Consider the following 24,450-nt stretch of genomic DNA (forward strand, 5'->3'; position numbering starts at 1 on the left):
GGTGGCGGCTGCATGGGTCTGGAGTTCGGCAAAGGTCCGGCGGTCTTCGGGCCAGACGTGTCAGACGAGGAGCTCGCCGTCGAGGACCAGGCCTGCGACAGGGCAGGCGCGGCGGTGGAGTCATTGCCAAACGTCGTGGACGATGAGAGCCGCTGAGGCTGCGGCCGCAGTCGACGGGGACGTGTTCGGTCAGTCATCAATCCCGAGATGGAGGATGGTGGCCCAGTCGCCGGTTACCAACAGCAGGTTGCGCGACCATATGCAGCCCATACCCATGCCCGTGCACGGGCCGTCGACGTCGCCGGAGCTTCGGACAGGCCCCAGATGTGCTTCGATGAGGTCGGCGATGCCATCAGCGAGTTCGCCTGCCTGCCGGATGTCGACGGGCGCGCGCAGGTTGGCGTCTGGCCACCTGTTGGCGGGCTGCATGAACCCGTCGGTCACCTCTCGGCGCAGAACGTCCCGCCAGGCCTGTGGTGACTCGAACGGGTCGACCGACGTTGCTACCTGGTATCCAGTGGGCCCCGCGTCGTACACGGCTTGAGCGAGACCCTTCATCCATTCATGACCGGGTGTCATCCCAGCCACCGGAACTACATCGAAGAGGTCGATGGACGCCACATGGTCACAGTCGTCGAGCAGCTCCTCGAGCAGTTCGGCTGCGGCTGACACTGCCTCTGGAGCGTCGAGTGGGTTCAGCATGGGCGTCTGGGTGTTCTGTGCGGTTCTGCGCATCGGCTCCAGTGTGTCAGCCGAGCAGGTTTATGCTGCGAGGTTTTTCGGGGGCGTTCGACGAGCTGACCGCGTTCGAAGCGGTCCCGGCGCGGACCAGCGGGACGAGGTGGGTGCCGGTGATCGCGCGCCATCGGGCGGGGCGGTCCGGACGAGCCCGAACACCCCTCGCGAGCGCCGCTGCCGGGCTGCCGGCGCCGCGGTCGTCCCGATCGCCTTCTCGGCCTGGCCGCGGTCCTCCGCGCTGTAGAACTCCTGCAGGCCTCCGTCGCCCGGGCTGCGCGGACTTCGGCAGGGCGTTGCTGACGTTCCGGGCCCTGGGAACCCAGCACCTTCGGTGCCGGCAGCCGGGAAGACCTCGGCGAGCGCCTTCCCCAGGCCCGTCGCGCCGTCGCCGACCACCAGCGCGGGGTCGCACATGCACGATCAGCTCCATGCTGCCGTCCCGCCGCGGTGACCACGGTGCGCGGCGGTGTCCAGGTCGGTGATGGCGCGCGGGAGCAGCTTGCCTCGGCGGGACTGCAGCAAGGTTGCCCCGCCGGTCCGGGCCCGGGTGAACGGCAGGCAGCGGTAGCCGTTGTTCTCCAGACTGCTCGGCCCCCATCGAACGACTGCGCTGTGCCGGGTATGGCGCCTTCGCCGACTTGGAGCGTGTGCGCGATACGCGGGAGTCCGTCGGAGAATCTCCTCTCTCATCCTGCCGCGACTCTGCCGGCGCCGGGATGAGACGCCGACGGGGGGTCAGGGGCGCTCCGGGGGACCCAGCGGCGGCTCGGGGTGTGCGGAGCGGATCTCCGGCTCCAGGCCCTGCGCGGGCGTGGTGCGGAGCCGTCCGACGTCCGCTCGCCAGGCTTCGAAGGCCAGCGTCGTCGCCGTCACCACGGCCAGCCCGAGCAGCCAGCCCCCCACCACGTCGCTCACCCAGTGCACACCGAGCGCGACGCGGGTGTAGCCGACACCCGCCACCGAGACCGCCGCGAGCGCCCACGGCAGCGGACGCCAGCGGCGGGGCACCAGCGGCAGCAGTGCCAGCAGCAGCACCGCGCAGGAGGTGGTGGCCGTCATGGCGTGTCCGGAGGGGAAGGAGAACCCGGGCGCGTGGGAGACGGGGTCGGGCAGGTGCGGCCGGGCCCGTGCGATCACGTTCTTCACCAGCAGGCCGAGCAGGCCGCCGGCCGCCGCGGTGACGGCCGCCCACAGGGCCAGCCGTACGGCGCCGCGCACGAGGAGCCACACCACCAGCACCGCCACGAGCAGCCGCATCGTCACCGGATCCCACACCACGTGGGTCAGGAAGTCGAGCACCCGCACCCACCCGGGATGCTCCAGCGCGGCTGTGTGCAGCCGCTCGGCCGCCCCGTGGTCCAGTCGGCTCAGCGGCGCCCACTGGGACTCGACCAGCACCACGGCGAGCGCGAAGGGCACGGATACGAGGGTGGTCGCGGTCACCGTCGTCAGCAGCCGTGCGCCGAACCGGGTGTCGGGTCCCGAGCGGATGGAGGCGAGTCGGGCGAGCAGGCGCCTCGGGGTGGAGGGCCGTGCCGTGCGTGCCATGGTCGTGGTGCTTCCTTTCAGGTGTTCTCCGCCGCGCGCCAGGGGCTGCCGTGCCGGGCGTGTCCGGGCACGTCGCGCGTTCAGACGCCGGGGTCCTCCGTGACCGGTTCGGTCACCCCGGCCCGTACGGCCTCCAGCTGCGCTGCGAAGGCCAGCCCCAGGAACAGTGCCATGGAGGTCAGGTAGGACCACAGCAGCAGGGAGACGAAGGCGCTGAGGGGCCCGTACACCGTGGCGAACGAGCCGTCGGCACCGACGTACAGGCTCAGCCCCCACGTCGCCAGCAGCCACAGCACCAGGTACACCGTCGCGCCGAAGGCCAGCCACGTGTAGCCGGGCTGGGTGCGGCGGGGTGAGAGGCGGAAGATGGCGCTGGTGGCGAGGACGGCCAGCAGGATGCCCACGGGCCAGCGCAGCAGGTCCCAGGCGTGGAGGGTGCCCGGGCCGAGGTGGTACACGTCGGCCACGGCGCGGCTGAGGTGAGTTCCGAGGACGGTGACGGTGAAGCTGAGCCCGAGCGGCAGGCCGGCGAGCAGGGACATGACCAGCCCTCGGGTGTACTTGTGCAGGAACGGCCGGTCGCGTTCCGTTCCGTAGATGCGGTTCGCACCCCGTTCCACCTGGCACAGCGCGGTGGTGACGTTCACGATCGAGAACAACAGACCGAGCCAGAGGGCGGCTTGGCTTCCGTCCCCGGGCTGGTGCCGGCTCTGCTCCAGGGCGTCGTCCACCACTTCCTGGCTCGGCCCGCTCGCCAGCCGTCGTATCGTCAGCTCCGCTATCCGCCCGATGGCCTCGGTGTGCAGCGTGTCGGACAGTCCGATGACCGCGATGGCCAACGGGACGATGGACAGCACGGTCTGCAGGGCCAGCGCTCTGGCGTGGCTGAAGCCGTCGGCGTACCGGAATCGGATGAAGGAGTTCCGTACGAGGCCCCAACCGCCGTGGCGCCGCAGCGCGGCCACGGCTTCCTCGGCGGACAGTTCCTCGCCCTCCACCTCCGGCTCGGCCGGCGCCGCCGCCACGTCCTGGCGTTGCGGTACCCGTGTCGCGGTTCCCATGCTCGTCACCCCCTGTCGAAGTCGTTGCTCCCTGACCCGGCTCAGCAGCCGAGGGCGTGCGGGGCCGGCTCGGAGCAACCAGCGTCCCCGGCGGTGCCCCGGGCCACGGCCGAATGACCCTGCTCCCCCGGTGTGGACGGCGTGCGCGGCGGGAGCCAGATGCGCAGCGCGCCCGGTTCCACCTCCGCGTTGAGCCGGGTGCCGGCGCCGATGACGTCGCCGTCGAGCTCGCGCGGCTGGGGCCGGGCGAAGCGGATGTCGATGCGTACGGCGCTGAAGTACTCCAACGCGCCGCCCGCCACGGTGCCGTACGTGCCACCGGGCCCGGGCTCCGCCCGGCCCGGCAGCATGCGCGCCCCGAGGTGCTTCGCCGCCGCGAGCCAGCCACGGACCCCGCCGGGGTCGAGCAGCACCACGTCCAGCCGGCCGCTGTCGGGCCGGGCGTCGGGCAGCAGGGGCAGCCCGCCCTGCAGACTGCCGACGTTGCCGATGACGACCATGCGGGCGCGGCGCTCCCGTACGGGGCCGCCGTCCAGGCGGATCGACAGGCGCATCCGGGGATCGCCGAGGTGACGGGCGGCGGACAGGACGTACGCGGCCCAGCCGAGGCGCTGCTTCACCCGTTCGGAGGCGTCGCCGACCATGGCGGCGTCGAAACCGGCTCCCGCCATGACGGTGAAGCGGCCCGACCCGAACCCGTCGGCCCGGACCCGTCCCACGTCGATCCGTCCGGTCTGCCCGGACAGGGCCGCCTCCAGTGCGGCGGCCGGATCGGCGGGGAGCCGCAGGTTGCGCGCCAGCAGGTTGCCGGTGCCACAGGGCACCACTGCGAGCGGGATCCCCGTGTCGGCCAGCAGGTCGGCGCAGGCGCGTACGGTGCCGTCCCCGCCGCAGACCACGACGAGGGCGGGGTCCTCTTCGGCGATCCGCTCGCCGAGGCCGCCGGCGGCGTGTTCGGCGGACGTCGCCGTCCACGTCTGGTCGGCGTAGCCGTGGTGGCGCAGGATGTCCCGTACTTGCTCGGCCAGTTCCGCTCCGCAGCCGTGCGGGTGGCGGACCACCACGGCCCGGCGGGCCGCCCCGTCGTGGGAGGCGGGGCGGGCGGCCGGGAGGCTCTGCGTGGGGAGGCAGCCCGCCGGGACAGCGCCGAAGACGGCACGGGCCGGCGGGCGTGGTCGGGCGGGCAGCAGCAGCGCGTGCGTCATGACCAGCAGGATGCAGGCGCCGTTGAGCAGGCCGCCCACCACGTCGGAGGGGTGGTGCATCCCCCGGTAGACCCGGGAGAACGCCACGAGCAACGGAACCAGAACCAGGGCGGTGACCAGGGTATGCCGCAGCCATCGTCGTTCGCCGCGCGTACGGAGCGCGGCGAGGACGGCGAGGCCGCCGAACAGGGCCACCGACGCGCCGACGTGCCCGGAGGGGAAGCTGGAGGTCGGTGGGGCGGCGTCCAGTTGGGGCACGTGCGGACGCGACCGTTCCACCACCATGGTGACCAGCAGGAAGACCGCGGACTGGGCGGCGACCGCCCCGGCCAGGAACACCGCCTCCCGCAGCCGCCGCCCCAGCGAAAACGCCAGCATCGCGGCCACGGCGAGGACGGTGAGGGCGATGATGCTCTGGGTGCCGGCCAGCAGGGACAGCCAGTCCGAGAAGGGCGTGGCGGGTCCGCCGCGGCGCGCGGCCAGGGCGCGGTTGATGGCGTCTTCCGCCGACACGGGCCACTGGTCCGCCAGCGGACCGGTGACCATCAGCCCCACGCCGACCATGAGGAGGGTCTGCAGGGGCAGCAGCCACAGTGCGGAGAGGCGGCCCGGTCCCGCGGGACCGCTGTGTTCAGATCTCATTGACGGCGTGTAACCGTGCCGCGGGCCGCTCATGCGTGTCAGTTCACGACCGCGGCCTGCCGCCGCAACCACGTGGCAATGCGGCGGGCAAGGGACCTCCCACCCACGCCCCCTCCGGGTTACCGCCCGGTCCCCTGTCCGGATACCAGGCACCGTGCGCACCAGGGGCTGCCTCATCGGGCCCCGGTGCCCGCCCGGTTCAGGACGGCGCCGTTGGCTCGATGCTGAACAGGCCGAGGTTGCGGTCAGTTCCAGCAGGCGCAGGACCTGCCTCCCGGACGCGGCGAGAGTGAGGTCTTGATGGTGTTCGATGGCGAGGTTGCGGGCGTCCAGGAGGGCGTTGAGGCCCGAGGAGTCGCAGAAGGACAGGTGGTGGAGGTCGACCACCACCTTCTGGGGTCGGGTTTGGTTGGCCGGGGCGCCCAGCAGGGCCCCGCGCAGGTTCTTGGCCCGGTCGATGTCCATCTCTCCGAATGGGCGTACGACGGTGGTGCCGTCACGGTCCTCCACCTCGATGGGTTCGCTTCGGCAGTGGCCGTCTACGGGGTCCTGCAGACGCTGCTTCCTCTCGCCGCGTGGTTCACCGTCGAGTCGTGCATCCGGCCCTCCCACCGTCTGGAGTTCGGCTGTGCTCGAACGCAAGACGCCCACGTGCCGCACACACGTCATCTTCCCCCCTGCCAGCCATCCGACGGGCCGGTCAGCGTGGCAGCGACTTCAACCAGTACACCCACCACCCCCACCACCACCCCCACGACCACCCGCTGGCCGCCCGAGGTGACGGCACCCGGCCCATGACCGTCGCTCTCCCCGCAGGCAGCACCCGCACCTTTCGCTCCCCCGCCGCCGGCGGCTACTGGTTCAACGACGAAACGGCCGACCGCCACGACGGCACCCCCAGCCGCATCCACACCCGAGGCACCCGCCGACCAGGCGGCTCGCGGACTCGGCAGAGGAGCCGGCCGTACCGGCAACGCCACTACGCCTTCCTCACCCGGCTCCCGCACCAGCCGCCCACCTCGCGGCCGGTGTGCCGGGGTGACCCGGCATGGGGAGGAGGCCGACCGGTGGCTCGCCACCCGGCGCCGCGACTACCGCCGGCTCACATGGATCGCCCCGAACAAGCAGCGCCCCGCACGATCGCGCCCTTCCCACCGGTCGGACCAAATCCCGAAAACCAGCGACTTCCGGAGGGAACGCGACACACCCTCCCTGTCCTCGGGACGGAGCCCGCGTGACGGCCTCACCGCACGCTCTCCCGGACCGGCGCGACCACAGCCGTCTCTGTTGGACCTTGTCGGTTCGACGGCGTCCCACTGTGCCTGCACCCGGTTCTGTGCACGTCACTCAAGGGGGCGTCACCCAGGTCACCTTCGCACCCCGCTTCCCTCGCCAGGCCCCCTACCGTTGACCCGCTCGCAGACCGTCATGCCGCACCTGTCGGGGGAACGGGGCCGGCCGGGGGAGGCGGGGCGCCCGCGCCAGACGCCCAAGGTGGAGGGGTTTGCTGTTCCGTCCAGGCGACCAGCGCCTCGCCGTCGACACAGACGATCCCGCACGTGTCGGCGTACTCGACGGCGGGTGCAGTGAAGGAGCTGGTCGTCACGATCACGGCGACGTCCGCCTCGTGGACCGCGTAGCAGGTCCCGCCGAAGCGCTGGAGGTCCTGTGAGCCGACCCGGTGGCCCTGTGCGTAGTGCTTGCACTGGATCACCACGCGCCGACCGTCCGCCGCCGTCGCGACGACGTCGGCGCCCAGATCGCCCGCGCCGCCCACCACCTCCACCGAGGTGCAACCGTCCCGGGCGCACAGCGCCGCCACGGCGTGCTCGAACCCCTCGGCGTCGGCCCCCGCGTGGTCGAGGGCCTCGCCCCCGATGTCGGGGAGGTCCGCGGGTGCCTGCGCGCTCCCGTCGGCCGGCAGGGTGCGCCTGCGGCGCCGGCGCCGAACCGGTGCAAGGCTCCACTTCGCCACGAGCACGCCGAGCAGCAGGAGGGCCAAGGCGGCGATCGGGGCCAGTGGGAGCCCGATGCCGTCCGCCGACACGGCCTTCACGAAGGCGGCCACGCCCGCGACGGCGGTGCCGAACAGTCCGAGTGCGAGCACCGCGTCCCGTCCCGGACCGGGGCGCCGCGCGGGTCCGGCGCCCCGTACGGACACGGCCCCGTTCTCCTCGGGTGCGGTCATACGGGTCCCCCTCTCCCCCGGCAGCGCCGCAGTCCCCGTCCCCCGGCCGGAACGGGGCCGCAGCGGGCGCCGAAGCCTGTTGACCGCTCGTATAGCCGGGAGTACGGATTCCAAACCGGGACTCGTGAGGGCCGGCCCGGGCCACCGGGGCCAGGCCGCTGCGTCGCCGGGTCCTCGATCAGAGCGACCCGTGCCTGTTCTGGTCGTGACATGCGGGGAAACCGCACGGTACCGGCGCCGGGCTGCGCACGCGGCGACGAGGTCCCAGGCCGGCCAGGGCCGACCAGGGTGCGGTCCAGATCCTGCACGGCCAGGCAGATGCGGTACGAGCTGGCGTGCGCCCGTCGGCCGCCCCTCGGGCAGTCGCCTCGCTTCCCGTCAGCTACCTGTGGTGCATCACAGGCTTGTCCTTGCCGTCCGTGGCTTGATCTGCCGCTTGAAAAACCGGTGGTGCTTCTTCACGAGCTTTGCCACGACCTCTACGGCCCTGTCGGGATCATGTTCGGCAGGTTCCACGCGGGCGAGGAGGAAGTCACCCGGGCTGGCCGCCGGCCCCGGCAGGGGTTCGGAACTCGGCGAAGGGGGTGCTGTCTCCGTGGAAGGTGGCGGGTGACCTGGACGGGTGGTCGCCGACTCACATGGCTACGGTCCTTAGACCGTGTCCTATGTGGTGAGGCGCTTGTTAAGGTCGTCATGGGGCGGGGTACATGGAGTTGGATTGTTCCGGACGGGTTGTGGGAGATCGCGGAGCCGTTGATCCCCACGTCGAGGGTGCGGCCAGGGCGGCGGGACGCAGGACACCCCTGACGAGACGCTGTTCGCCGCGATCGTCTACGTGCTGGTGTACGGATGTGCCTGGCGGGCCCTGCCGCCCTGCTTCGAGTTCTCGAAATCGACGACCCATCGCCGGGTTCCTGATCTGGTCGAGGGCCGGGGTCTGGGGCCGGCTGCACGAGAAGATCCTGCACCAGCTCGACGACGCTGGCCTGATTGATCTCTCCCGCGCGGTCCTCGACTCGGCGGGTGAGCTCCTCGTCGGCCCACCACCGAACCTGGAACGGAATGCTCAGCGGATCGACCAGCGCCACGAGGACCCGGCCCAGCCCATCGTCGGGTACGCGGAGGCCCGCACCGGCGCCGGATTCCACCAGTACGCCCAAGCCCAGGGCGTGGACATTGTGCACGGCCCCGGGTACGAGGGCCACCCGACGGTCGCCAGGGGTGGCCACGCGGCAGACGCCCAGAACCATCGGGATCACGCGGGTCACCTCCCCGGTAACAGGGGGCTCTCCCAGTATGGGGATCCGTCATTGGCCGAGCGCGGCAGCGCCTCAGCAGAACCCCCGGCGCCTTGCTCTCGGCCCGGGGCGGAAGCAGTCGCGTGACAGCCGGACGGGGCTACCCGGACCGGGTCTCCCGCGAGGAGGCGCGCCACGTCAGCGGCACGACACCCCACCCGTTCCCTGTCACCCCGAACCGGGGTGACAGGTCAGGTGCGGAGGCGGCTGTTGATGCCGTCGTGGTGATCGGCCTGCTCGTCGTCGAACCAGTAGTCGCCTGCGGCGAGGTAGCGGAAGGAATGGGTGGTACAGGCGGGGAGGGTGACGGTGGCGGCGCGCGTGCCGTCGCCGCGGGCGGTGAGGGGGTGGGCGGCGGGGTTCCAGTGGTTGAAGTCCCCGACGACGCTGACGGGCCCGGCCGGGCTGTCCTCGGGGAGGACGAAGGTGATCTGGGTACGGCCTTTGAGCTGCTTGCGTTCGAGCACCAGGTACTCCAACTGGGAGAGTTGTTGTGGCTGCTGCATTCTCGGCCCTGCTGGCACGGCTCTGCTGGTTACACGCCCGGCAGGCGGTGACGCTCACCCGGCCGGTGGCCCCGAGGAAGGCCTCTTCGGTGCGCCTGCTCCGCATGGAGGGGCGACTCGTGCACTGTGATTCCGGAGTACTCGTGAGAGGAGGCTGACGCCATGGACCCGGTCGTGACCGTGGGCCTCGACGGCTCACCGGAGAGCCTGGCCGCTGCCCGCTGGGCCGCCGACGAGGCCGACCGGCGGCGGCTCACGCTGCGTCTGCTCCATGCCTGGCCCATGCTTGCCCCTGAGCCGACGCGCGTTCCCTCGGAGATCGACCAGAACTACTGGGCGAAGAAGCTCGTGCACAAGGCGCGGGCAGAGCTCCAGGCAACTCATCCAGGATTGACGATCGTTGGCGAGCTGGTTGCCGACGACGCCGAGGACGCTCTCCTGCGCGCGGCATCCGAGTCCGAGATGACGGTGCTCGGTTCGCGGGGGCTGGAGCTCGTGGAGAGCTATTTCCTGGGTGACATCAGCACGCCCGTCGTGGCCCGGGCCGAGCGGCCGGTGGTGCTGGTCCGTGCCGAGGCACGAAGGGACGGGCCGGCGCCCGCACCGGGGCCGCCGGGCGGCGTGGTGGTGGCGTTGAAACTGCGGGGCCCGTGCGATGACCTGCTCGCGTTCGCCTTCGAAACCGCAGCGGCGCGCGGCGTACCCCTGCGGGCCGTCCACGGCGAGAGCCTGCCTGTCCACGCCTACACGCCGTGGGGTGTGGACCACGAAGTCACCGAAGAGATCAAGCAGGAAGCCCAGAAGCGGTTGAACCTCGCCCTCCATCCGTGGCGCGAGAAGTTCCCGCATCTCGACGTTGCCGACGGCATCGCCCTCAAAAGCCCGGCCAGGGCCCTTGTTCAGGCTGCCGAGGGAGCCGGCCTGCTGGTCGTCGGCCGGCGCAAACACCGTCCACCCCTGGCACCACGCCTGGGCTCCGTCGCCCAGGCCGCCATCCATCACGCGCGCTGCCCCGTCGCCGTCGTCCCCCATGACTGAGCCGGACGGCAACCTCCCCATGGAGCCGCGCGGGCCCGCGTATCGCTCCGGCGCGTCGGCGCTCCGGCACGGCACCGGCCACGGCTCCGCCCCGCCGCAGCGGGCGGAGGTGTGCGAGACCCACACCGCGGTCGTGTTCTTCGTGGGCGACCGCGCCTACAAGCTCAAGAAGCCGGTCGACCTGGGGTTCCTGGACTACACGACCGTGGCGGCTCGCCGAACCGCCTGCGAACAGGAAGTCGCTCTCAACCGGCAGTTCGCACCGGATGTCTACCTGGGGGTGGGAGAGATCCGCGGCCCCGACGCCGAGGTGCCCGAACCGCTCGTCGTCATGCGCCGGATGCCGGCCGACCGCCGCCTTTCCACACTGGTACGCGAAGGCGTTGCGGTCGACGGCGTCCTGCAGGACGTCGCCCGCCGCCTCGCCGCACACCACGCAAGAGCGGTCCGCGGCCCGGAAGTGGACGAACAAGGCACCAGGGACGCGCTGTCGTCGCGCTGGGAAGCCAGCTTCGCGCAGGTCCGTGACCTGACTGACGCCGAACACCTACCCGAGGGTCTGTCCGAGATCGAGCGGTTGGTGCGCCGCTACCTCGTCGGCCGCAAGCAGCTGTTCGACGCCCGCATCGAACAGGGGCGGATCGTCGACGGCCACGGCGATCTGCTCGGCGACGACATCTTCTGCCTCGACGACGGCCCCCGCATCCTCGACTGCCTCGAATTCGACGACCACCTCCGCTTCGTCGACGGCCTCGACGACGCCGCGTTCCTCGCCATGGACCTGGAACGCCTCGGAGATCCCGAGGCCGCGTCCTACTTCCTCGCCCGGTACAGCGAATACTCCGGCGACCCGGCACCCCCTTCCCTGTGGCACCACTACGTCGCCTACCGCGCGTTCGTGCGTGTCAAGGTCTCCCTGATCCAGGCACGCCAGGGGGCCCCGGGCGCGGAATCGGCGGCGCGGCGGCTGGTCTCGATCGCAGTGCGCCACCTGCGTACCTCCGCCGTCTGCCTGACACTCGTCGGCGGGCTCCCGGGCAGCGGGAAGTCCACCCTCTCCGGGGCACTCGCCGACCGCCTCGGCGTGACGCTGCTCAGCAGCGACCGCATCCGCAAGGAACTCGCGGGCATCCCTGCAGAACAGTCGGCGGCGGCCGACTACGGCGAGGGCCTGTACACACCCGAGTGGACGGCCGAGACGTACACCGCCCTCCTCGACCGGGCGTCGACCCTGCTGTCCTCCGGCGAGTCCGTCGTGCTGGACGCCACCTGGTCCGATGCGGGACAACGCGAAGCCGCCCTCCGCATGGCCGAACGCGCGGACGCCGACCTCGTGGCACTCCACTGCCAGGTTCCCGACGACCTGTCGCAGGCCCGGATCGATACCCGCGCCCCGGGCGCGTCCGATGCCGACCGCGCCATCGCCAGGGCCATCGCGGCCAAAGAAGCCCCGTGGGCCGAGGCCGTCACGATCGACACCAGCGGTTCTCTCGAGTCCGCGGTCGTCCAGGCACTGGCGGCCGTACACCCATGGGGGACCAGCCAGGCTCCGGTCTTCCGCCGCCCCTACATGGAGCCGGACTGAGCCCCTGGACGCAGGGACTGTGCCCCGTCGGCGGCGCGGATATGTGCCGACCGCGGCGGGAGTGCCGCGGATTGGCTCTGTCGGCAGGGAGATCGCGAACGAGATACAGCAGGCCTGCGGGAGCTGTCTCGCACGCAACAGCGTCGTCACATGGCGATCAACCGGTCGGTCAGCTCCTTCACCCCGTCTATCTTGCGGATGTCCGTGAGCACTCTTGCCACGTCGGCGCCGCTTGCTGAACCCGTCAGCGTGACGTGCCCCGTGCGCACCGACACGCGGACGGTGTCCGCGGCTTCCGGCGCATTGGCGCGCAGTACAGCCTCGATCTCGCTGCGCAGCCCGTCGTCCCCGACCAGGGCCTCAAGCAGGGTGCGGCGATGGACCGTCCCCACCAGTTGCCCCTCGTGGTCGACGACCGGGAGTCGCTTGAGCCGGGACAGGGAGGCCAGCCAGGCTGCTTCGGCCACCGTCGCCTCGGGGTGGACGGTTATGGCCGGAGCGGTCATGAGTCCTTCCGCGGTCTCTTTGCGTGCTGCGTCGCTCAGCTCGCGTTCACGGGCCCGTGCCAGGGCCCCGGGCCTGTGGCCGGTGCCTTCCACAGCCGCCCTGGCCAGGAGGTCGGCTTCTGAGATCACCCCCATGACCTGGCCTTCGGCGTCCAGCACGGGCAGCGACCCGACCCTTTCGCGAGACAGCTCCCGGGCCACCTCGGCAAAGGGCGCGTCGCCGCGCACCGACGGGGCGGGCGTGTCCATGACCTCGCGTACCAGCAACATGCCGACCACCGCCTCGGGCCGGGGCGCCGAGGTCGCCCCGGCCGTCCCGCGCTGGGTGGCGGTGGCAGAAGAACCAGCCTTTACCGGAGGTGCCGACCGCCTTCGGGAAGCGATGTCAGTCACGACACCCAGGTAGCGCAGCAGGGCGTCCTGCCGCTGCGGCTCATCGGCCCGCCGAGCGCCCCCCGCCACGGACCGGCCGGCCTCGGCGGCGGCGGAGAAGTTCTCTCGTTCATGCATCGCGTACTCCTGGCTTCTCAGATCGGACTGGGGCTCGGCTTGACCGTGCGGGGCGTCAGCCGCGGCGGTGCAGCGCAGCGCCAAGGTCGTCGTTCTTGATTGCGGTCACCGGATCCATCGGTGCCTCCTCTGGGGCGTTGCCGCCCGTCGCGCGGGCATCAGCATCAGGAGCGGGCGTTCACGGCCCCGGCAGTGGTGCCGCACTGAGGGAACAGGCTCCCGCAGCGGACTCCCGAACGCCGGATCCCTGTGTCTTCACCGTGGAGCGGCGGGCCGTGGGCAGGCAGGGCCGAATGGGCCCCATCGGGGGCTGTTCGCCTCAGTGCCTGTCACAGGCGTGCGCGGCATGATGGGACCGAGAGCACGCGGTCATCGGGGAAGCAACACACCCCTCAGTTTCCGTGGTCGCGCGCGAACGCCTCGAAGGTCTGTCGCACGGTTCCCCGGGTGTGCAGGAAGCGCTGGTCGAGAATGAGAGCAAGGTCTTCGAGCGCCGCGCGCAGCACCGCCGCCGAAAGCCGGACGTCCGGATGGCGAGCCGTCGCTGCCCGGTCCGCCAGGTTCTCCGCGTACGCGATGTGGCGGGCCAGGGAGGTACGGTCGTCGCCGTCATGGAAGTAGTAGGACTCGGCGTACTGCATGAAGTCGACCGAGATGACGGAGATGCCGGCGGCCAGGCTGTCGAGGATCGCCGCTCCCGCGTCCGCGTCGATCTGCTCCGTGGTGGGGTGGGTGCGCGCCAGGTGTGACAGGCGCAGTGCCAAGGCCCTGCGGCGGGCCAGGGCCGGATAGATGCCGAGGGTCCAGGAAACCGTCGCGCTGAGGAGGACGAAGCCCACGAGTCCTTCCAGGGGAGCGAGAACACGCAACCACCCTTCGCCGGGTGCGATGTCTCCGAGGCCGAGGGTCGAGACGGTGACCAGGGACACGTACAGTGCGTCGATGAACCGTGCGTGCTCGGCGGGCTCGAGTCCGGCGGTGTACGTGAACCCGTCCGGCATGTGCCGTGAGTAGACCAGGGCCCAGCCCACCACCACGGTCAGCGTCCATACGGCGACCACCGCCACCATCGCCAAGGGGCCGGTCAACCCCGAAGCGCGGCGGCTGCCGGGGAGCCTTGCGGACAGCCGCCACAGGCCCATCATCACCAATCGGCTCAGGCCGCCGTGGCGGGTGGGGTGCCACAAGGTGTGGAACACGTCGCGCAGGACCAACAGCACCAGGACCACACCCAGGAGACCGACCGGCCAGTCCATACCGCTCCCTTCCTTCAGCTCGCCACCCAGCCTCCCTCACGCCGTCGACGGCCCACCGCAGCCACACACCAGGGATCTGAGGGGTGGGGCTGGGCCTGGGTGGTAGCGGTCCGGCACGGGGCCAGTCGTACCTCCGCGTTGGACCCACAGGGCCCTGCGCAGGCACATGCCCGAGTGCTCAGATGGAAGGAGGGTTCGACCCGACCTGCGCGCTCTCCAGGGCGGCGGCAGGATCTGTGCCCGGACACGGCGAAGGAGCCGGTCATGCCCGCATCTCGCTACACCGTCAGTGACGTGATGACACACACCGCCATCGCCATAGGCCGCGAGGCGTCGTACAAGCAGATCGTCGAGCTGATGCAGGAATGGAAGGTGAGTGCGGTCCCCGTGCTGGAGGGTGAGGGGCGCGTGGTCGGGGTCGTCTCCGAGGCCGACCTGCTGCACAAGGAGGAGTTCCGCCGCGAGGAGCCCCTCCTGCCGGACCAGTTGGAGGAAGCCTCCAAGGCCGGTGGCGTGCTCGCCGAGGACCTGATGTCGAGCCCGGCGGTCACCGTCCACGCGGACGCCACTCTTGCCGAGGCGGCCCGCATCATGGCCCGCAAGCACGTCAAGCGCCTGCCGGTGGTCAACGGGGTCGGCATACTGGAGGGCGTCGTCAGCCGCAGCGACCTGCTGAAAGTCTTCCTGCGCCCGGATGAGGAACTGGAGGAGGAGATCCGCCAGGCCGTGCTGACAGAACTCGCACCAGGTGTAGCCCTGGACTTCTCCGTAGTGGAGGGTGTCGTCACCGTGCAGGGGCCGCTGCGTGACCGGGCGCTGGTCCCCCTCCTGGCTCGCGCCATCCGCGCCGTCGAGGGGGTTGTCGACGTCCGGATGGATCTCGACGGGGCGGTCTCGACCACTACATAGGCCGACGCGGGCTCTGCCCGATCGTGACGGCCGATGCGCATCCGCGGACAGGTCTTCCTGTCCGCGGATGCGCATCGGCCGCAACTTGGGACAATTCGGGTGGAAGCATCCCTAGTGTGGTCCGGATCAGGCGGCGAAATGTCCGATGTACCAGGCCCCTCCGCCGAGGTGCCGATCAAGGTGTTCCTTCTCGACGACCACGAGGTGGTCCGGCGGGGACTGCGTGACCTCCTTGATGCCGAGGCGGACATCACCGTCGTGGGCGAGGCGGGCACCGCGGAGCAGGCGCTGGCGCGCGGGCCGGCGCTGCGCCCGGATGTCGCCGTGCTCGACGTACGGCTGCCGGACGGCGACGGCATCACCGTCTGCCGGGACCTGCGCTCGCGGTTGCCGGGGCTGGCCTGCCTGATGCTGACGTCGTTCGACGACGAGGACGCCCTACTGGACGCCATCATGGCAGGGGCCGCCGGATACGTCCTCAAACAGATCAACGGGTCCGACCTCGTCTCCGCCGTACGGATGGTCGCCACCGGCCAGTCCATGCTCGACCCGGCCACGACCGCCCGTCTCATGCACTCCCTGCGCGACCCGGAAGTCGCCAAGGAGCCCGCGGACACCCGGCTGGCCGCCCTGTCCGAGCGGGAGCGGGCGGTACTGGAACTGATCGGCGACGGCCTCACCAACCGCCAGATCGCCAAGCAGCTCTATCTTTCGGAGAAGACGGTCAAGAACCACATCTCCCGGCTGCTGGGCAAACTGGGCGTCGAACGCCGGGTCCAGGCAGCGGTCATCGCCGCGCAGGTCCACGAGCAGGGAGACGGGCGCGAGACCCCGAGCCGGAACACTCAGTCACGGTGAGTGACGCTTGGCCGGTGCTCACTGCTGCGGCACGGTCTGGGCGCTGCGCCACAGCCTGCGCGGTAGGCCGCTGCTCCAGCCCCACCGGACTGAAGTCGGTGGCCAGCACGGAGAAGCCCTCGCGGGTGAAGTACAGAGCGTCACGGCCGTGCCCGGCGCCCAGCTCCAGGAACTCACGGGCGCGGCCGCCTGGAACACCACAGCGGCGTGGACGGACGCGGCTGACGGCTCCTCGACGTACATTCCGGGATGCTCGCCGCAGGTCTGCTGCCGGTGCTCGCGCTGCACGTCGGCCAGCTCCTGCTCGATGTCCGGAATGCTGACGCCCTTCTCAGCCCGTGCCCGCGAGGTGGGCCCGGATCACACGGTGGCGCCGAAGCCATCGACGGCAGTCTGCAAGGAACTGCCCGGCTCAGGCCGGCGCGCGGGTGGACCGAGCGGTCCCCGCCCAGGACCGTTCGGCCCTCCCCCGACGTACCGGGTCCGACGGATGGTGGTTCTGGACCACCATCCGGGAATGCCCCGTGATGGACGAGGAGCCCGTCATGACCTACTCGATCATCACGAAACAGCGCCGCCCTGATGAGGCATGGAGGCTCCCGGACTACGAGCACACCTGTGCGACGTTCACCTGGGACGAGGCCCGGTCGTGGCTGAGCGGCCTGCCGGGCGGCGGCCTGAACATGGGCTTCGAAGCCGTCGACCGGCACATCGAAGCCGGTCACGGGGACTGGGAGGCCCTGCGGTGCGTGGCCGCCGACGACTCCGTGACACACGTCAGCTACGCAGAGCTCGCCGCCGACGCCTCACGGTTCGCGAACGTCCTCGACGGCTTGGGAGCAGGCCCGCAGGAGCGGGTCTTCACCCTGCTGGGCCGGCGCCGGGAGCTGTACGCCGCGGTGCTGGGCACCCTCCGTGCCCGACGGGTGCTGTGCCCGTTGTTCTCGGCGTTCGGCCCGGAGCCGGTGCGCCAGCGGCTGGCCCTGGGCGACGCCCGGGTCCTGGTCACGACCGAGGCCCTGTACCGGCGCAAGGTCGAGGAGATCCGGCACCTGCTGCCCGGCTTGGCCCACGTGCTGCTCGTCGGCCCCGTCACCGACCCGCCTCCGCGCACGCTCGTACTCGACCACCTCATGGCTGAGGCCCCGCCGGTGTTCGAGGTGCCGCCGACCGACGCGGAGGACATGGCCCTGCTCCACTTCACCAGTGGGACGACCGGCACGCCGAAGGGCGCGGTGCACGTGCACGAAGCGGTCGTGGCGCACCACGCCACGGCTGCCTTCGCCCTGGACCTCGGCCCTCGGGACGTGTACTGGTGCACGGCCGACCCCGGCTGGGTGACGGGCACCTCCTACGGGATCATCGCCCCTCTCGCGCACGGGGCCACGCTGGTGGTGGACGAGGGCGAGTTCGATGTGCACCGCTGGTACCGGATCCTCGACACCCAGCGAGTCGCGGTCTGGTACACGGCGCCCACGGCGATCCGCATGCTCATGCGCGCCACTCCGCGGGGCAGCGGCAGCGGGCTTCCCGGACCGTACGACCTGTCTGCTCTCCGTTTCATCGCCAGCGTCGGCGAGCCGCTCAACCCGGAGGCCGTGGTGTGGGGGCAGGAGGTCCTGGGCCTGCCGGTGCACGACAACTGGTGGCAGACGGAGACGGGCGCCATCATGATCGCCAACTACGCGTCCAGCGACATCCGTCCCGGATCCATGGGGCGTCCGCTGCCCGGCGTGGACGCGGCGGTCCTCGAACGCGGTCACGACGGACGTGCGGCGGTCACCGACGGGCACGTACGGCCGGTCACCCAGCCGGGTGTGGAGGGTGAGCTGGCGCTCCGGCCGGGGTGGCCGTCGATGTTCCGCGGCTATCTGAACGAACGGGCGCGCTACGACGCCTGCTTCGCCGACGGCTGGTACCTCACCGGCGATCTGGCGAAACGGGACGAGGACGGATGGTTCTGGTTCGTCGGGCGGGCGGACGACGTGATCAAATCCGCCGGGCACCTCATCGGGCCCTTCGAGGTGGAGAGCGCTCTGATGGAGCATCCGGCCGTGGCGGAGGCGGGCGTGATCGGACGCCCGGAGCCGGTCGTTGGAGCCGTGGTCAAGGCGTTCGTCTCGCTGCGCCCCGGGTACGAACCGGAAGCCGGGCTGAAGCGCGAACTGCTGGCCTTCGCCCGGAAGCGGCTCGGGCCCGCGGTGGCCCCGCGGGAGATCGAGTTCGACCAGAACCTCCCGAGAACCCGCAGCGGCAAGGTGATGCGCCGCCTGCTGCGGGCCCGTGAACTCGGACTGCCCGAGGGTGACCTGTCGACCCTGGAGGGTCCCGTCTGAGCAGCGTGTGAGGAAGGCACGACCATGAGCACGACCACCAAGCGAGCCCCCGGCCCGAAGGGTGCGGGAGGTCGGCGCCGGCCGCCGGAGCAGCAGGTGGGCGAGCCGCGTCCCGGCAGCCGTGACCACGAGCTGGAGGTGCTGCGGCAGATGCTGCTGATCCGGCGGTTCGAGGAGCGCTGCGTCGAGCTGTACAGCGCGGCGAAGATCCGCGGCTTCGTCCACCTGTACATCGGCGAGGAGGCGGTCGCCGTGGGCGTCGGGCAGGCTCTGCGCGAGGAGGACGCCGTGGTGTCCACGTACCGCGAGCACGGCCACGCCTTGGCCCGGGGCGTGCCGGCCGAGGCCGTGATGGCCGAGATGTTCGGCAGGGCCACCGGGTGCAGCCGCGGGCGCGGCGGGTCCATGCACCTGTTCGACGCGGGACGGCGGTTCTACGGCGGCAACGCCATCGTGGCCGGGGGACTGCCGCTGGCCGCCGGCCTGGCACTCGCCGACCGGATGCGCGGCGCCGAACGGGTGACGTGCTGTTTCTTCGGCGACGGCGCCTACGCTGAGGGCGAGTTCCACGAGACGGCCAACCTCGCCGCGCTGTGGCAGCTGCCCCTGCTGCTGGTCTGCGAGAACAACCTGTACGCCATGGGGACCAGTCTGGCGCGGGAACACGCGCAAACGAACCTCGCGATGCGCGCCGCGTCGTACGGTATGCCCGCCTGGACGGTCGACGGCATGGACGTGCTGGCCGTCGAGGCGGCTGCGCGGCGGGCGGCCGACTCCGTCCGGGCGGGTGGCGGCCCGCACTTCCTCGAAGCACGGACGTACCGCTTCCGGGCGCACTCGATGTACGACCCGGACCGCTACCGGAGCAAGGAGGAGATAGCGCAGTGGAAGACACGTGACCCCTTGGCCGGCTTGGAGGAGCGGATGCGTGCCGAGGGCGCCTTGGACGACCCGGCGAGGAAGCGGCTGGAGGAGGACGTGACAGCCGAGATCGACGCGTCCGTGCGCTCCGCCGAAGCCGCCCCGTACGAACCGGTCGCGGACCTGCTGCGGTTCGTGACGAGCACGACCGGGAGCACGAGATGAACGCGCGTCAGTCCGCCGGGAGCGCGGCGACCGCCCGTACGACGTATCGGGAGGCCCTGCGGGAAGGGTTGCGCGAGGCCCTGCGCCGGGATCCCCGGGTCTTCCTCATGGGTGAGGACGTGGGCCGGTACGGCGGCTGCTTCGGTGTGAGCCTCGGTCTGCTGGAGGAGTTCGGACCCGACCGGATCCGCGACACCCCCCTGTCGGAATCCGCATTCGTCGGGGCCGGCATCGGTGCCGCGCTGGGCGGCCTGCGGCCGGTCGTCGAGATCATGACCGTCAACTTCAGCCTGCTGGCCCTCGACCAGATCATGAACAACGCGGCCACCCTGCTGCACATGTCCGGCGGGCAGCTTAACGTGCCCGTCGTGATCCGGATGACCACCGGGGCCGGGCGCCAGCTCGCCGCCCAGCACTCCCACAGCCTGGAGGGCTGGTACGCCCACATCCCGGGCATCCGGGTGCTCGCCCCCGCGACCCTGGACGACGCCCGTCACATGCTGGCCGCGGCCCTCGACGACCCCGACCCCGTCGTGCTCTTCGAGCACGGGAGCCTCTACAACGAGGAGGGGGATCTGGACGCCACGATCGATTCCGTCGGCCTGGACTCCGCGGCGGTACGCCGTCCGGGCACGGATGTCTCCGTGGTCACGTACGGCGGGTCACTGCCCAAGGCCATGGCCGCCGCCGAAGCCCTGGCGGGGGACGGCATCAGCGCGGAGGTGGTGGACCTGCGGTCCCTGCGGCCCCTGGACGACGCGACGGTGCTGGAGTCCGTCGCCCGCACCCACCGGGTCGTGATCGTGGACGAGGGGTGGCGCAGCGGGAGTCTCTCCGCGGAGATCGCCGCCCGCATCATGGAGCGGTCCTTCTACGAACTCGACGCCCCGGTCCAGCGCCTGTGCAGCCAGGAGGTGCCGATCCCCTACGCACGGCAGCTGGAGGAGGCCGCTCTGCCCCAGCCCGCTTCCATCGTGGCAGCGGTCCAGCAGGCGGTGGCCTGACGTGGGCGAGTTCACCATGCCGTCCCTCGGAGCCGACATGGACGAGGGCACCCTCGTCGAGTGGCTGGTCGCGGAGGGGGCCGAGGTCGCACGGGGCGACGTCGTCGCCGTCGTGGAGACCGCCAAGTCGACGATCGAGGTGGAGTGCTTCGCGTCGGGAACGGTCACCGAGTTGCTGGTCGAACCGGGCACGACGGTCCCCGTCGGAACGCCCCTGGCCGTCATCACCCCCGCCGCGCCGGGACCGCCTCCCGTCACGCCCGGACCTGTTCCCGCCGAGGCCGCACTGGCCACCCCCCTCGTCCGGCACCAGGCAGCCGACGAAGGAGTGAACCTCCAAGGCGTGCACGGCACCGGCAGGGGCGGCCGGATCACCCGGGCGGACGTGTCCCGGGCAGCGCGTCCGGCGACGGGACGGATCGCGGCGTCACCGCTCGCGCGACGCCTCGCCGAGTCACTGGGCGTCGACCTCACGACCGTGAAGGGCACCGGCAGCCGGGGCGCGGTCAAGGCCGACGACGTCCGTGCCGCGGCCGGAACCAGAAGCAGCGCAACCGGTTCCACCGTCTTGGCCGAACAGGCTGCTGCAATCGGGCCGCCTCCCCCACCCGCCGCGCGCGCCACCCGGGCGACGCCGTCTCCCGACGATCGCACGGCCATCGCCCGGCTGATGTCCCGCGCCAAGCGGGAGATCCCGCACTACTACCTGTCCACGACCATCGACCTCGCCGAGGCCCTCGGCTGGATGCGGCAGCAGAACAGCACACGACCGGTCCCGGAACGTTTCGTCCCGATCGCGTTGATGCTGAAGGCAGTGGCACTGGCCGCGTGTGAGGTACCTGAACTGAACGGTCACTGGGCGGACGGCCGCTTCGTGCCCGCGACCGGTGTCCGCCTCGGTACGGCCGTATCGCTGCGCGGAGGCGGACTGGTGGCCCCGGCCCTGGCCGATGCCGACCGCATGCCCCTACCGGAGTTGATGGCCAGCTTGAAGGACCTCGTCTCCCGGGCCAGGCACGGCAGGCTGCGGGCCTCGGAGACGGCGGACCCGACGCTCACCGTGACCAATCTCGGCGATCAGGGAGTCGAGTCGGTCTTCGGCGTGATCTATCCGCCCCAGGTGGCGATGGTCGGCCTCGGCCGGATCACCGACCGACCCGTCGCGGTCGACGGCATGCTCGCCGTCCACCCGACCGTCACCGCGACACTGTCCGCCGACCACCGGGCCAGCGACGGCGCCACCGGCGCCCGCTTCCTCACCGCGCTCGACCGCCTGCTCCAGCATCCGGAGGATCTGTGACCCGCGACGAAGCCCTCGAAACGATCAAAGCCGTGATCGAGGAGGTCGTCCCCGGCGCCGACCTCTCCGCCGTTTCACCCGACGAAAAGTTTCGGGAGCGCCTGGACATGGACTCCCTGGACTTCCTCACCTTCGTCGAGGTGCTCAGCGGACGGACGGGGCTCACCCTGCCGGAACGGGACTACCCCTCTCTCACCACCCTTGACGGATGCGCGGGCTACGTCGCCGCGCACACCGGGGGCACACCATGAGACCCGTCGTAGACGGCGCGGGCCGGGCCGGTCAGCGCCCACTCGGGTCCCGGTCGGCCCTACTCCGCCTGGACGAGTGCAGCCAGGCTGGGAGAGCACGGTACCCAGCGGCAGGAGGAACCATGAAGCACCTGCGCACCGTGAACGACGAGTCGCACGCCGTGACCGCAGGGCAGCTGATGGCCGTTCCGCCGGTGACCGAGCCCAGGGACGCCCGGCTCCGCGCGCAACGGCCGGTCTCACCACGACGCCCTGCCACAGCAACGGGAAGGAGCACACCGTGAGGCACAGAGAGGTGGGCGAACTGATGACCTGCGAGGTCGTCACGGTCCCCCGGCACGCCACGTTCAAGGACATCGTGCGCACGCTCGGCGAGCACAAGGTGTCCGCGGTGGCGGTCACCGACACCGGCGGCCACCCGCTCGGCGTGGTCTCCGAGGGCGATCTGCTGCCGAAGTCCGCCGACCAAGGGGACTGGTTCCGCTCACTGCCGCACCCCGGACCGTGGGAGCGCGACAAGGCCGACAGCACGACCGCGGAGGAGCTCATGTCGGCCCCGGCCGTCTGCGCACGGCCGGACTGGACCGTGGCAGAGGCGGCTCGGCTGATGGAGAGCCAGCAGGTCAAGCGGCTGCTGGTCGTCGACGACGCCGACGTCCTCGTGGGCATCGTCACCCGTGGTGACCTGCTGCGGATCTTCCTGCGCGACGACGAGGCCATCCGCCGCGAGATCACCGGGGAGGTCCTCGACCGCACCCTGCACCTCGACCCCGCCGCAGTGTCCGTCGAGGTGGTGGACGGACAGGTCACCCTGCACGGCGCGGTGCGTTTCAAGAGCCTCGTACCCGTGATCGAGCGGCTCTGCCGAACCGTCGACGGCGTCGTCCGGGTCACGGAGCACCTCGCGTGGGAAGCGGACGACACCGGCACGGGCCGCTGAACCGGTCAGGTCACGAACGACGGCCGCCACCAAATGCGCCGGGCTACTGGGAAGGAGCTGGACGATGAACCTATCCGCATCCATGTCTGCACCCGCCGTGTCCGTCACCACCACGATGACCATCGGTGAGGCCGCCCGCCACATGGACGTGCACGGCGTCGGCTGCCTGGTCGTGACGGAGGGAGAGGCTTTGCGCGGCATCGTCACCGACCGTGACATCACGGTGCGCGCAGTGGCCGTAGGGCTCGACCGCGGCGCTCCGATCGGGGAGGTCATGACCACCCCGGCCGTGACCGTCGACCTGGCCGACGACATCCACGCCGCGTACCGCACCTTCCGCAACAGCGGCGTCCGGCGTCTGCCCGTGATGGACGGACAGCGTGTCGTGGGCATGCTCACGGTGGACGACCTGCTGATGGACGTCTTCCGGAGAGTGGCGGATCTGCTCGGCCCGGTCGCCTGGAGCGTCCTCGAAGAGCCTCCGGGCCCGCAGGACGAAATCGGCCCGCACGCACGAGTGGACGGATCGAGCCCGCCTGCTTCTCGCGGATCCTGAGTTCGCGAGTTCGCGGACCGCGGCCCGGCGGCACATACGCGGACCGCGGCCCGGCGGCACATACATGGACCGCTGGAGAAGCAGACGTCGCCATGCGACCGAGCCGCCTTCCGTCGGCTCGGCTCGGCTCGGCCACTGGGTCGGCCGTTCAGGCGGCAGCGGCGAGTTCGCTGCTGATGTGGTGGGCCCAGGTCTGGATCCGCTCCGGGTTGCGGAAGTCGCCGCCCTTGCCGTGCCGGCTCATCGCCTTGGCGATGAGCCCCGGTGTGCTCGCGGTGATGCTGCCCCCGAAGGTGACGTGTTCGCGTGCGCCGAGTCGTTCCATCTGCCGGGCCACGGCCGGCACCGGCGGGATCTCGTGCTGCTCCGCGGAGCTGTCGATCGGGCCGCTGCTGAACAGCCAGACCGGGCGGTGCTTGAGGTAGTGCTCGTTGCGTTCCGCGCAGTGCAGGGCCTTGCCGCTCCAGTGGCCGGCGTACAGGGATCCGCCGAGGACGACGGCGTCGAAGCCGCGGACGTCGTCCACGTCGTCCGCCGGGAGCACCACGGCGTCCAAGCCGTCCTCACGGAGGGTCCTGCCGATTTCCGCCGCGATCCCGGCGGTTGCGCCGTGCTTGCTCCCGTAGGCGACCAAGACCCTCTTGGCCGTCATGACGTCTCCCCCGTCTCCGTGTCCTGGGGGCGCTTGACGGGGATGCTGCGGCGGCCTGCAGGGGGTTCGGGTTCCATCGGTACGCGGACCGTGAGGATGCCGTCCTCGTACGCTGCTTCGACTCCCTCGGTGGGGATCCGGCCGGGCAGGCGGACGCTGCGGCGGAAGAATCCGTAGCGGAACTCGGAGTGGTCCTTCTCCTCCGCGCTCTCGGTGTGCTCGGCGCTCACGGTGAGGGTGTCCGCGTCGACCGTGATCTCGATGTCCTTCTCGGGGTCCATCCCCGGCAGTTCGGCGCGGAGCGTGTACGTGCCTTCGTCGCTGGTCACCTCGATCGGGATCGGGTGGGCGTTGAGGGCCGGCCGCCACATCGGGAAGCGCGGGAAGTCGGCTCCGAACCAGTCCGTGAGGTCGGGGAAGAGGCTGCGCCTCCGCTCCATCTGCGTGCCTGACATGGGGTGCTCCTGGATTTCCGGC

General features: G+C 71.1%; 22 protein-coding genes and 3 pseudogenes. 13 read left to right on the forward strand and 12 right to left on the reverse strand.

Going from position 1 to position 24,450, the window contains the following annotated elements; all coding sequences use genetic code 11:
* The first annotated feature begins 12 nt into the window (after window positions 1-12).
* Entirely contained in the window at window positions 13-156 is a 144-nt protein-coding gene (locus tag ACSHWO_RS00205) for a hypothetical protein (protein ID WP_438309497.1), read from the forward strand.
* Between the two features lie 33 nt (window positions 157-189).
* On the opposite strand, the gene ACSHWO_RS00210 is transcribed toward ACSHWO_RS00205, so the two are convergent.
* The 7 genes and pseudogenes from ACSHWO_RS00210 to ACSHWO_RS00240 all read right to left on the reverse strand — a co-directional run bounded on the left by ACSHWO_RS00210 (window position 190) and on the right by ACSHWO_RS00240 (window position 7,382).
* Window positions 190-735 (reverse strand): hypothetical protein, encoded by a 546-nt coding sequence (locus tag ACSHWO_RS00210; RefSeq protein WP_438309498.1) that lies wholly within the window; start codon window positions 733-735, stop codon window positions 190-192.
* Window positions 696-1,152, reverse strand: a pseudogene (locus ACSHWO_RS00215) (transposase); the annotation flags it as partial. The gene ACSHWO_RS00210 and the pseudogene ACSHWO_RS00215, both read right to left, overlap by 40 nt.
* Before the next feature lie 321 nt (window positions 1,153-1,473).
* Window positions 1,474-2,286 carry a phosphatase PAP2 family protein gene (locus ACSHWO_RS00220; protein ID WP_438309499.1) on the reverse strand — a complete coding sequence of 271 codons (813 nt, stop codon included), beginning with the start codon at window positions 2,284-2,286 and terminating at the stop codon, window positions 1,474-1,476.
* Between the two features lie 80 nt (window positions 2,287-2,366).
* The gene (locus tag ACSHWO_RS00225; RefSeq protein ID WP_438309500.1) at window positions 2,367-3,347 is read right to left on the reverse strand and encodes a YihY/virulence factor BrkB family protein; all 981 of its coding nucleotides are present in this window, start codon (window positions 3,345-3,347) and stop codon (window positions 2,367-2,369) included.
* A 41-nt stretch (window positions 3,348-3,388) separates the two neighbouring features.
* Window positions 3,389-5,194: a diacylglycerol kinase family protein gene (locus ACSHWO_RS00230; RefSeq protein WP_438318811.1), complete on the reverse strand. Its 1,806-nt coding sequence runs from the start codon at window positions 5,192-5,194 to the stop codon at window positions 3,389-3,391.
* A gap of 255 nt (window positions 5,195-5,449) precedes the next feature.
* Window positions 5,450-5,863, reverse strand: a pseudogene (locus ACSHWO_RS00235) (STAS domain-containing protein); the annotation flags it as partial.
* 757 nt (window positions 5,864-6,620) lie between these two features.
* A complete protein-coding gene (locus ACSHWO_RS00240; RefSeq protein WP_438309501.1) occupies window positions 6,621-7,382 on the reverse strand; it encodes a restriction endonuclease in 762 nt (253 codons plus the stop codon).
* A gap of 693 nt (window positions 7,383-8,075) precedes the next feature.
* Here ACSHWO_RS00240 and ACSHWO_RS00245 point away from each other — a divergent pair.
* A pseudogene (locus ACSHWO_RS00245) lies at window positions 8,076-8,404 on the forward strand (transposase); the annotation flags it as partial.
* A gap of 467 nt (window positions 8,405-8,871) precedes the next feature.
* On the opposite strand, the gene ACSHWO_RS00250 reads toward ACSHWO_RS00245, so the two are convergent.
* Entirely contained in the window at window positions 8,872-9,186 is a 315-nt protein-coding gene (locus ACSHWO_RS00250; protein WP_438309502.1) for an isoamylase early set domain-containing protein, read from the reverse strand.
* A 162-nt stretch (window positions 9,187-9,348) separates the two neighbouring features.
* On the opposite strand from ACSHWO_RS00250, the gene ACSHWO_RS00255 reads away from it, so the two are divergent.
* Window positions 9,349-10,224 (forward strand): universal stress protein, encoded by an 876-nt coding sequence (locus ACSHWO_RS00255; RefSeq protein ID WP_438309503.1) that lies wholly within the window; start codon window positions 9,349-9,351, stop codon window positions 10,222-10,224.
* Between the two features lie 109 nt (window positions 10,225-10,333).
* Window positions 10,334-11,809 carry an AAA family ATPase gene (locus ACSHWO_RS00260; RefSeq protein ID WP_438318814.1) on the forward strand — a complete coding sequence of 492 codons (1,476 nt, stop codon included), beginning with the start codon at window positions 10,334-10,336 and terminating at the stop codon, window positions 11,807-11,809.
* Window positions 11,810-11,955: 146 nt separating this feature from the next.
* Here ACSHWO_RS00260 and ACSHWO_RS00265 read toward each other — a convergent pair whose 3' ends face one another.
* Both ACSHWO_RS00265 and ACSHWO_RS00270 read right to left on the reverse strand, forming a co-directional pair.
* Window positions 11,956-12,825, reverse strand: coding sequence for a CBS domain-containing protein (locus ACSHWO_RS00265; protein ID WP_438309504.1), 870 nt, complete (start codon window positions 12,823-12,825; stop codon window positions 11,956-11,958).
* Between the two features lie 392 nt (window positions 12,826-13,217).
* Complete coding sequence (locus tag ACSHWO_RS00270) at window positions 13,218-14,081, reverse strand: potassium channel family protein (RefSeq protein WP_438309505.1); 864 nt, start codon at window positions 14,079-14,081, stop codon at window positions 13,218-13,220.
* Between the two features lie 264 nt (window positions 14,082-14,345).
* Between ACSHWO_RS00270 and ACSHWO_RS00275 the strand changes: the two genes are divergently transcribed.
* From ACSHWO_RS00275 to ACSHWO_RS00315, 9 genes are all read left to right on the forward strand, one after another.
* Window positions 14,346-14,990: a CBS domain-containing protein gene (locus tag ACSHWO_RS00275; RefSeq protein ID WP_438309507.1), complete on the forward strand. Its 645-nt coding sequence runs from the start codon at window positions 14,346-14,348 to the stop codon at window positions 14,988-14,990.
* A 138-nt stretch (window positions 14,991-15,128) separates the two neighbouring features.
* Entirely contained in the window at window positions 15,129-15,848 is a 720-nt protein-coding gene (locus ACSHWO_RS00280) for a response regulator (protein ID WP_438309508.1), read from the forward strand.
* A 545-nt stretch (window positions 15,849-16,393) separates the two neighbouring features.
* On the forward strand, window positions 16,394-18,184 hold the full coding sequence (acsA, locus tag ACSHWO_RS00285; RefSeq protein WP_438309509.1) for an acetate--CoA ligase: 1,791 nt from the start codon (window positions 16,394-16,396) through the stop codon (window positions 18,182-18,184).
* 24 nt (window positions 18,185-18,208) lie between these two features.
* Window positions 18,209-19,270 (forward strand): pyruvate dehydrogenase (acetyl-transferring) E1 component subunit alpha, encoded by a 1,062-nt coding sequence (gene pdhA / locus ACSHWO_RS00290; RefSeq protein ID WP_438309510.1) that lies wholly within the window; start codon window positions 18,209-18,211, stop codon window positions 19,268-19,270.
* A complete protein-coding gene (locus ACSHWO_RS00295; RefSeq protein ID WP_438309511.1) occupies window positions 19,267-20,274 on the forward strand; it encodes an alpha-ketoacid dehydrogenase subunit beta in 1,008 nt (335 codons plus the stop codon). The genes pdhA and ACSHWO_RS00295 overlap by 4 nt, the downstream gene beginning before the upstream one ends.
* A 1-nt stretch (window position 20,275) precedes the next feature.
* The gene (locus tag ACSHWO_RS00300; protein WP_438309513.1) at window positions 20,276-21,574 is read left to right on the forward strand and encodes a dihydrolipoamide acetyltransferase family protein; all 1,299 of its coding nucleotides are present in this window, start codon (window positions 20,276-20,278) and stop codon (window positions 21,572-21,574) included.
* A complete protein-coding gene (locus ACSHWO_RS00305) occupies window positions 21,571-21,825 on the forward strand; it encodes an acyl carrier protein (RefSeq protein WP_438309514.1) in 255 nt (84 codons plus the stop codon). Before ACSHWO_RS00300 ends, ACSHWO_RS00305 begins: the two co-directional genes overlap by 4 nt.
* Before the next feature lie 280 nt (window positions 21,826-22,105).
* Window positions 22,106-22,765 carry a CBS domain-containing protein gene (locus ACSHWO_RS00310; protein WP_438309515.1) on the forward strand — a complete coding sequence of 220 codons (660 nt, stop codon included), beginning with the start codon at window positions 22,106-22,108 and terminating at the stop codon, window positions 22,763-22,765.
* A gap of 64 nt (window positions 22,766-22,829) precedes the next feature.
* The gene (locus ACSHWO_RS00315; RefSeq protein ID WP_438309516.1) at window positions 22,830-23,321 is read left to right on the forward strand and encodes a CBS domain-containing protein; all 492 of its coding nucleotides are present in this window, start codon (window positions 22,830-22,832) and stop codon (window positions 23,319-23,321) included.
* A gap of 148 nt (window positions 23,322-23,469) precedes the next feature.
* Here the strand turns inward: ACSHWO_RS00315 and ACSHWO_RS00320 are convergent, their stop codons facing one another.
* Window positions 23,470-23,973 (reverse strand): flavodoxin domain-containing protein, encoded by a 504-nt coding sequence (locus tag ACSHWO_RS00320; RefSeq protein ID WP_404235500.1) that lies wholly within the window; start codon window positions 23,971-23,973, stop codon window positions 23,470-23,472.
* Complete coding sequence (locus ACSHWO_RS00325; RefSeq protein ID WP_438309517.1) at window positions 23,970-24,428, reverse strand: Hsp20/alpha crystallin family protein; 459 nt, start codon at window positions 24,426-24,428, stop codon at window positions 23,970-23,972. The genes ACSHWO_RS00320 and ACSHWO_RS00325 overlap by 4 nt, the downstream gene beginning before the upstream one ends.
* Window positions 24,429-24,450 lie beyond the last annotated feature (22 nt).

Source organism: Streptomyces pallidus (ex Mingjun et al. 2026) (assembly GCF_051550185.1).
Classification (GTDB): Bacteria; Actinomycetota; Actinomycetes; order Streptomycetales; family Streptomycetaceae; genus Streptomyces.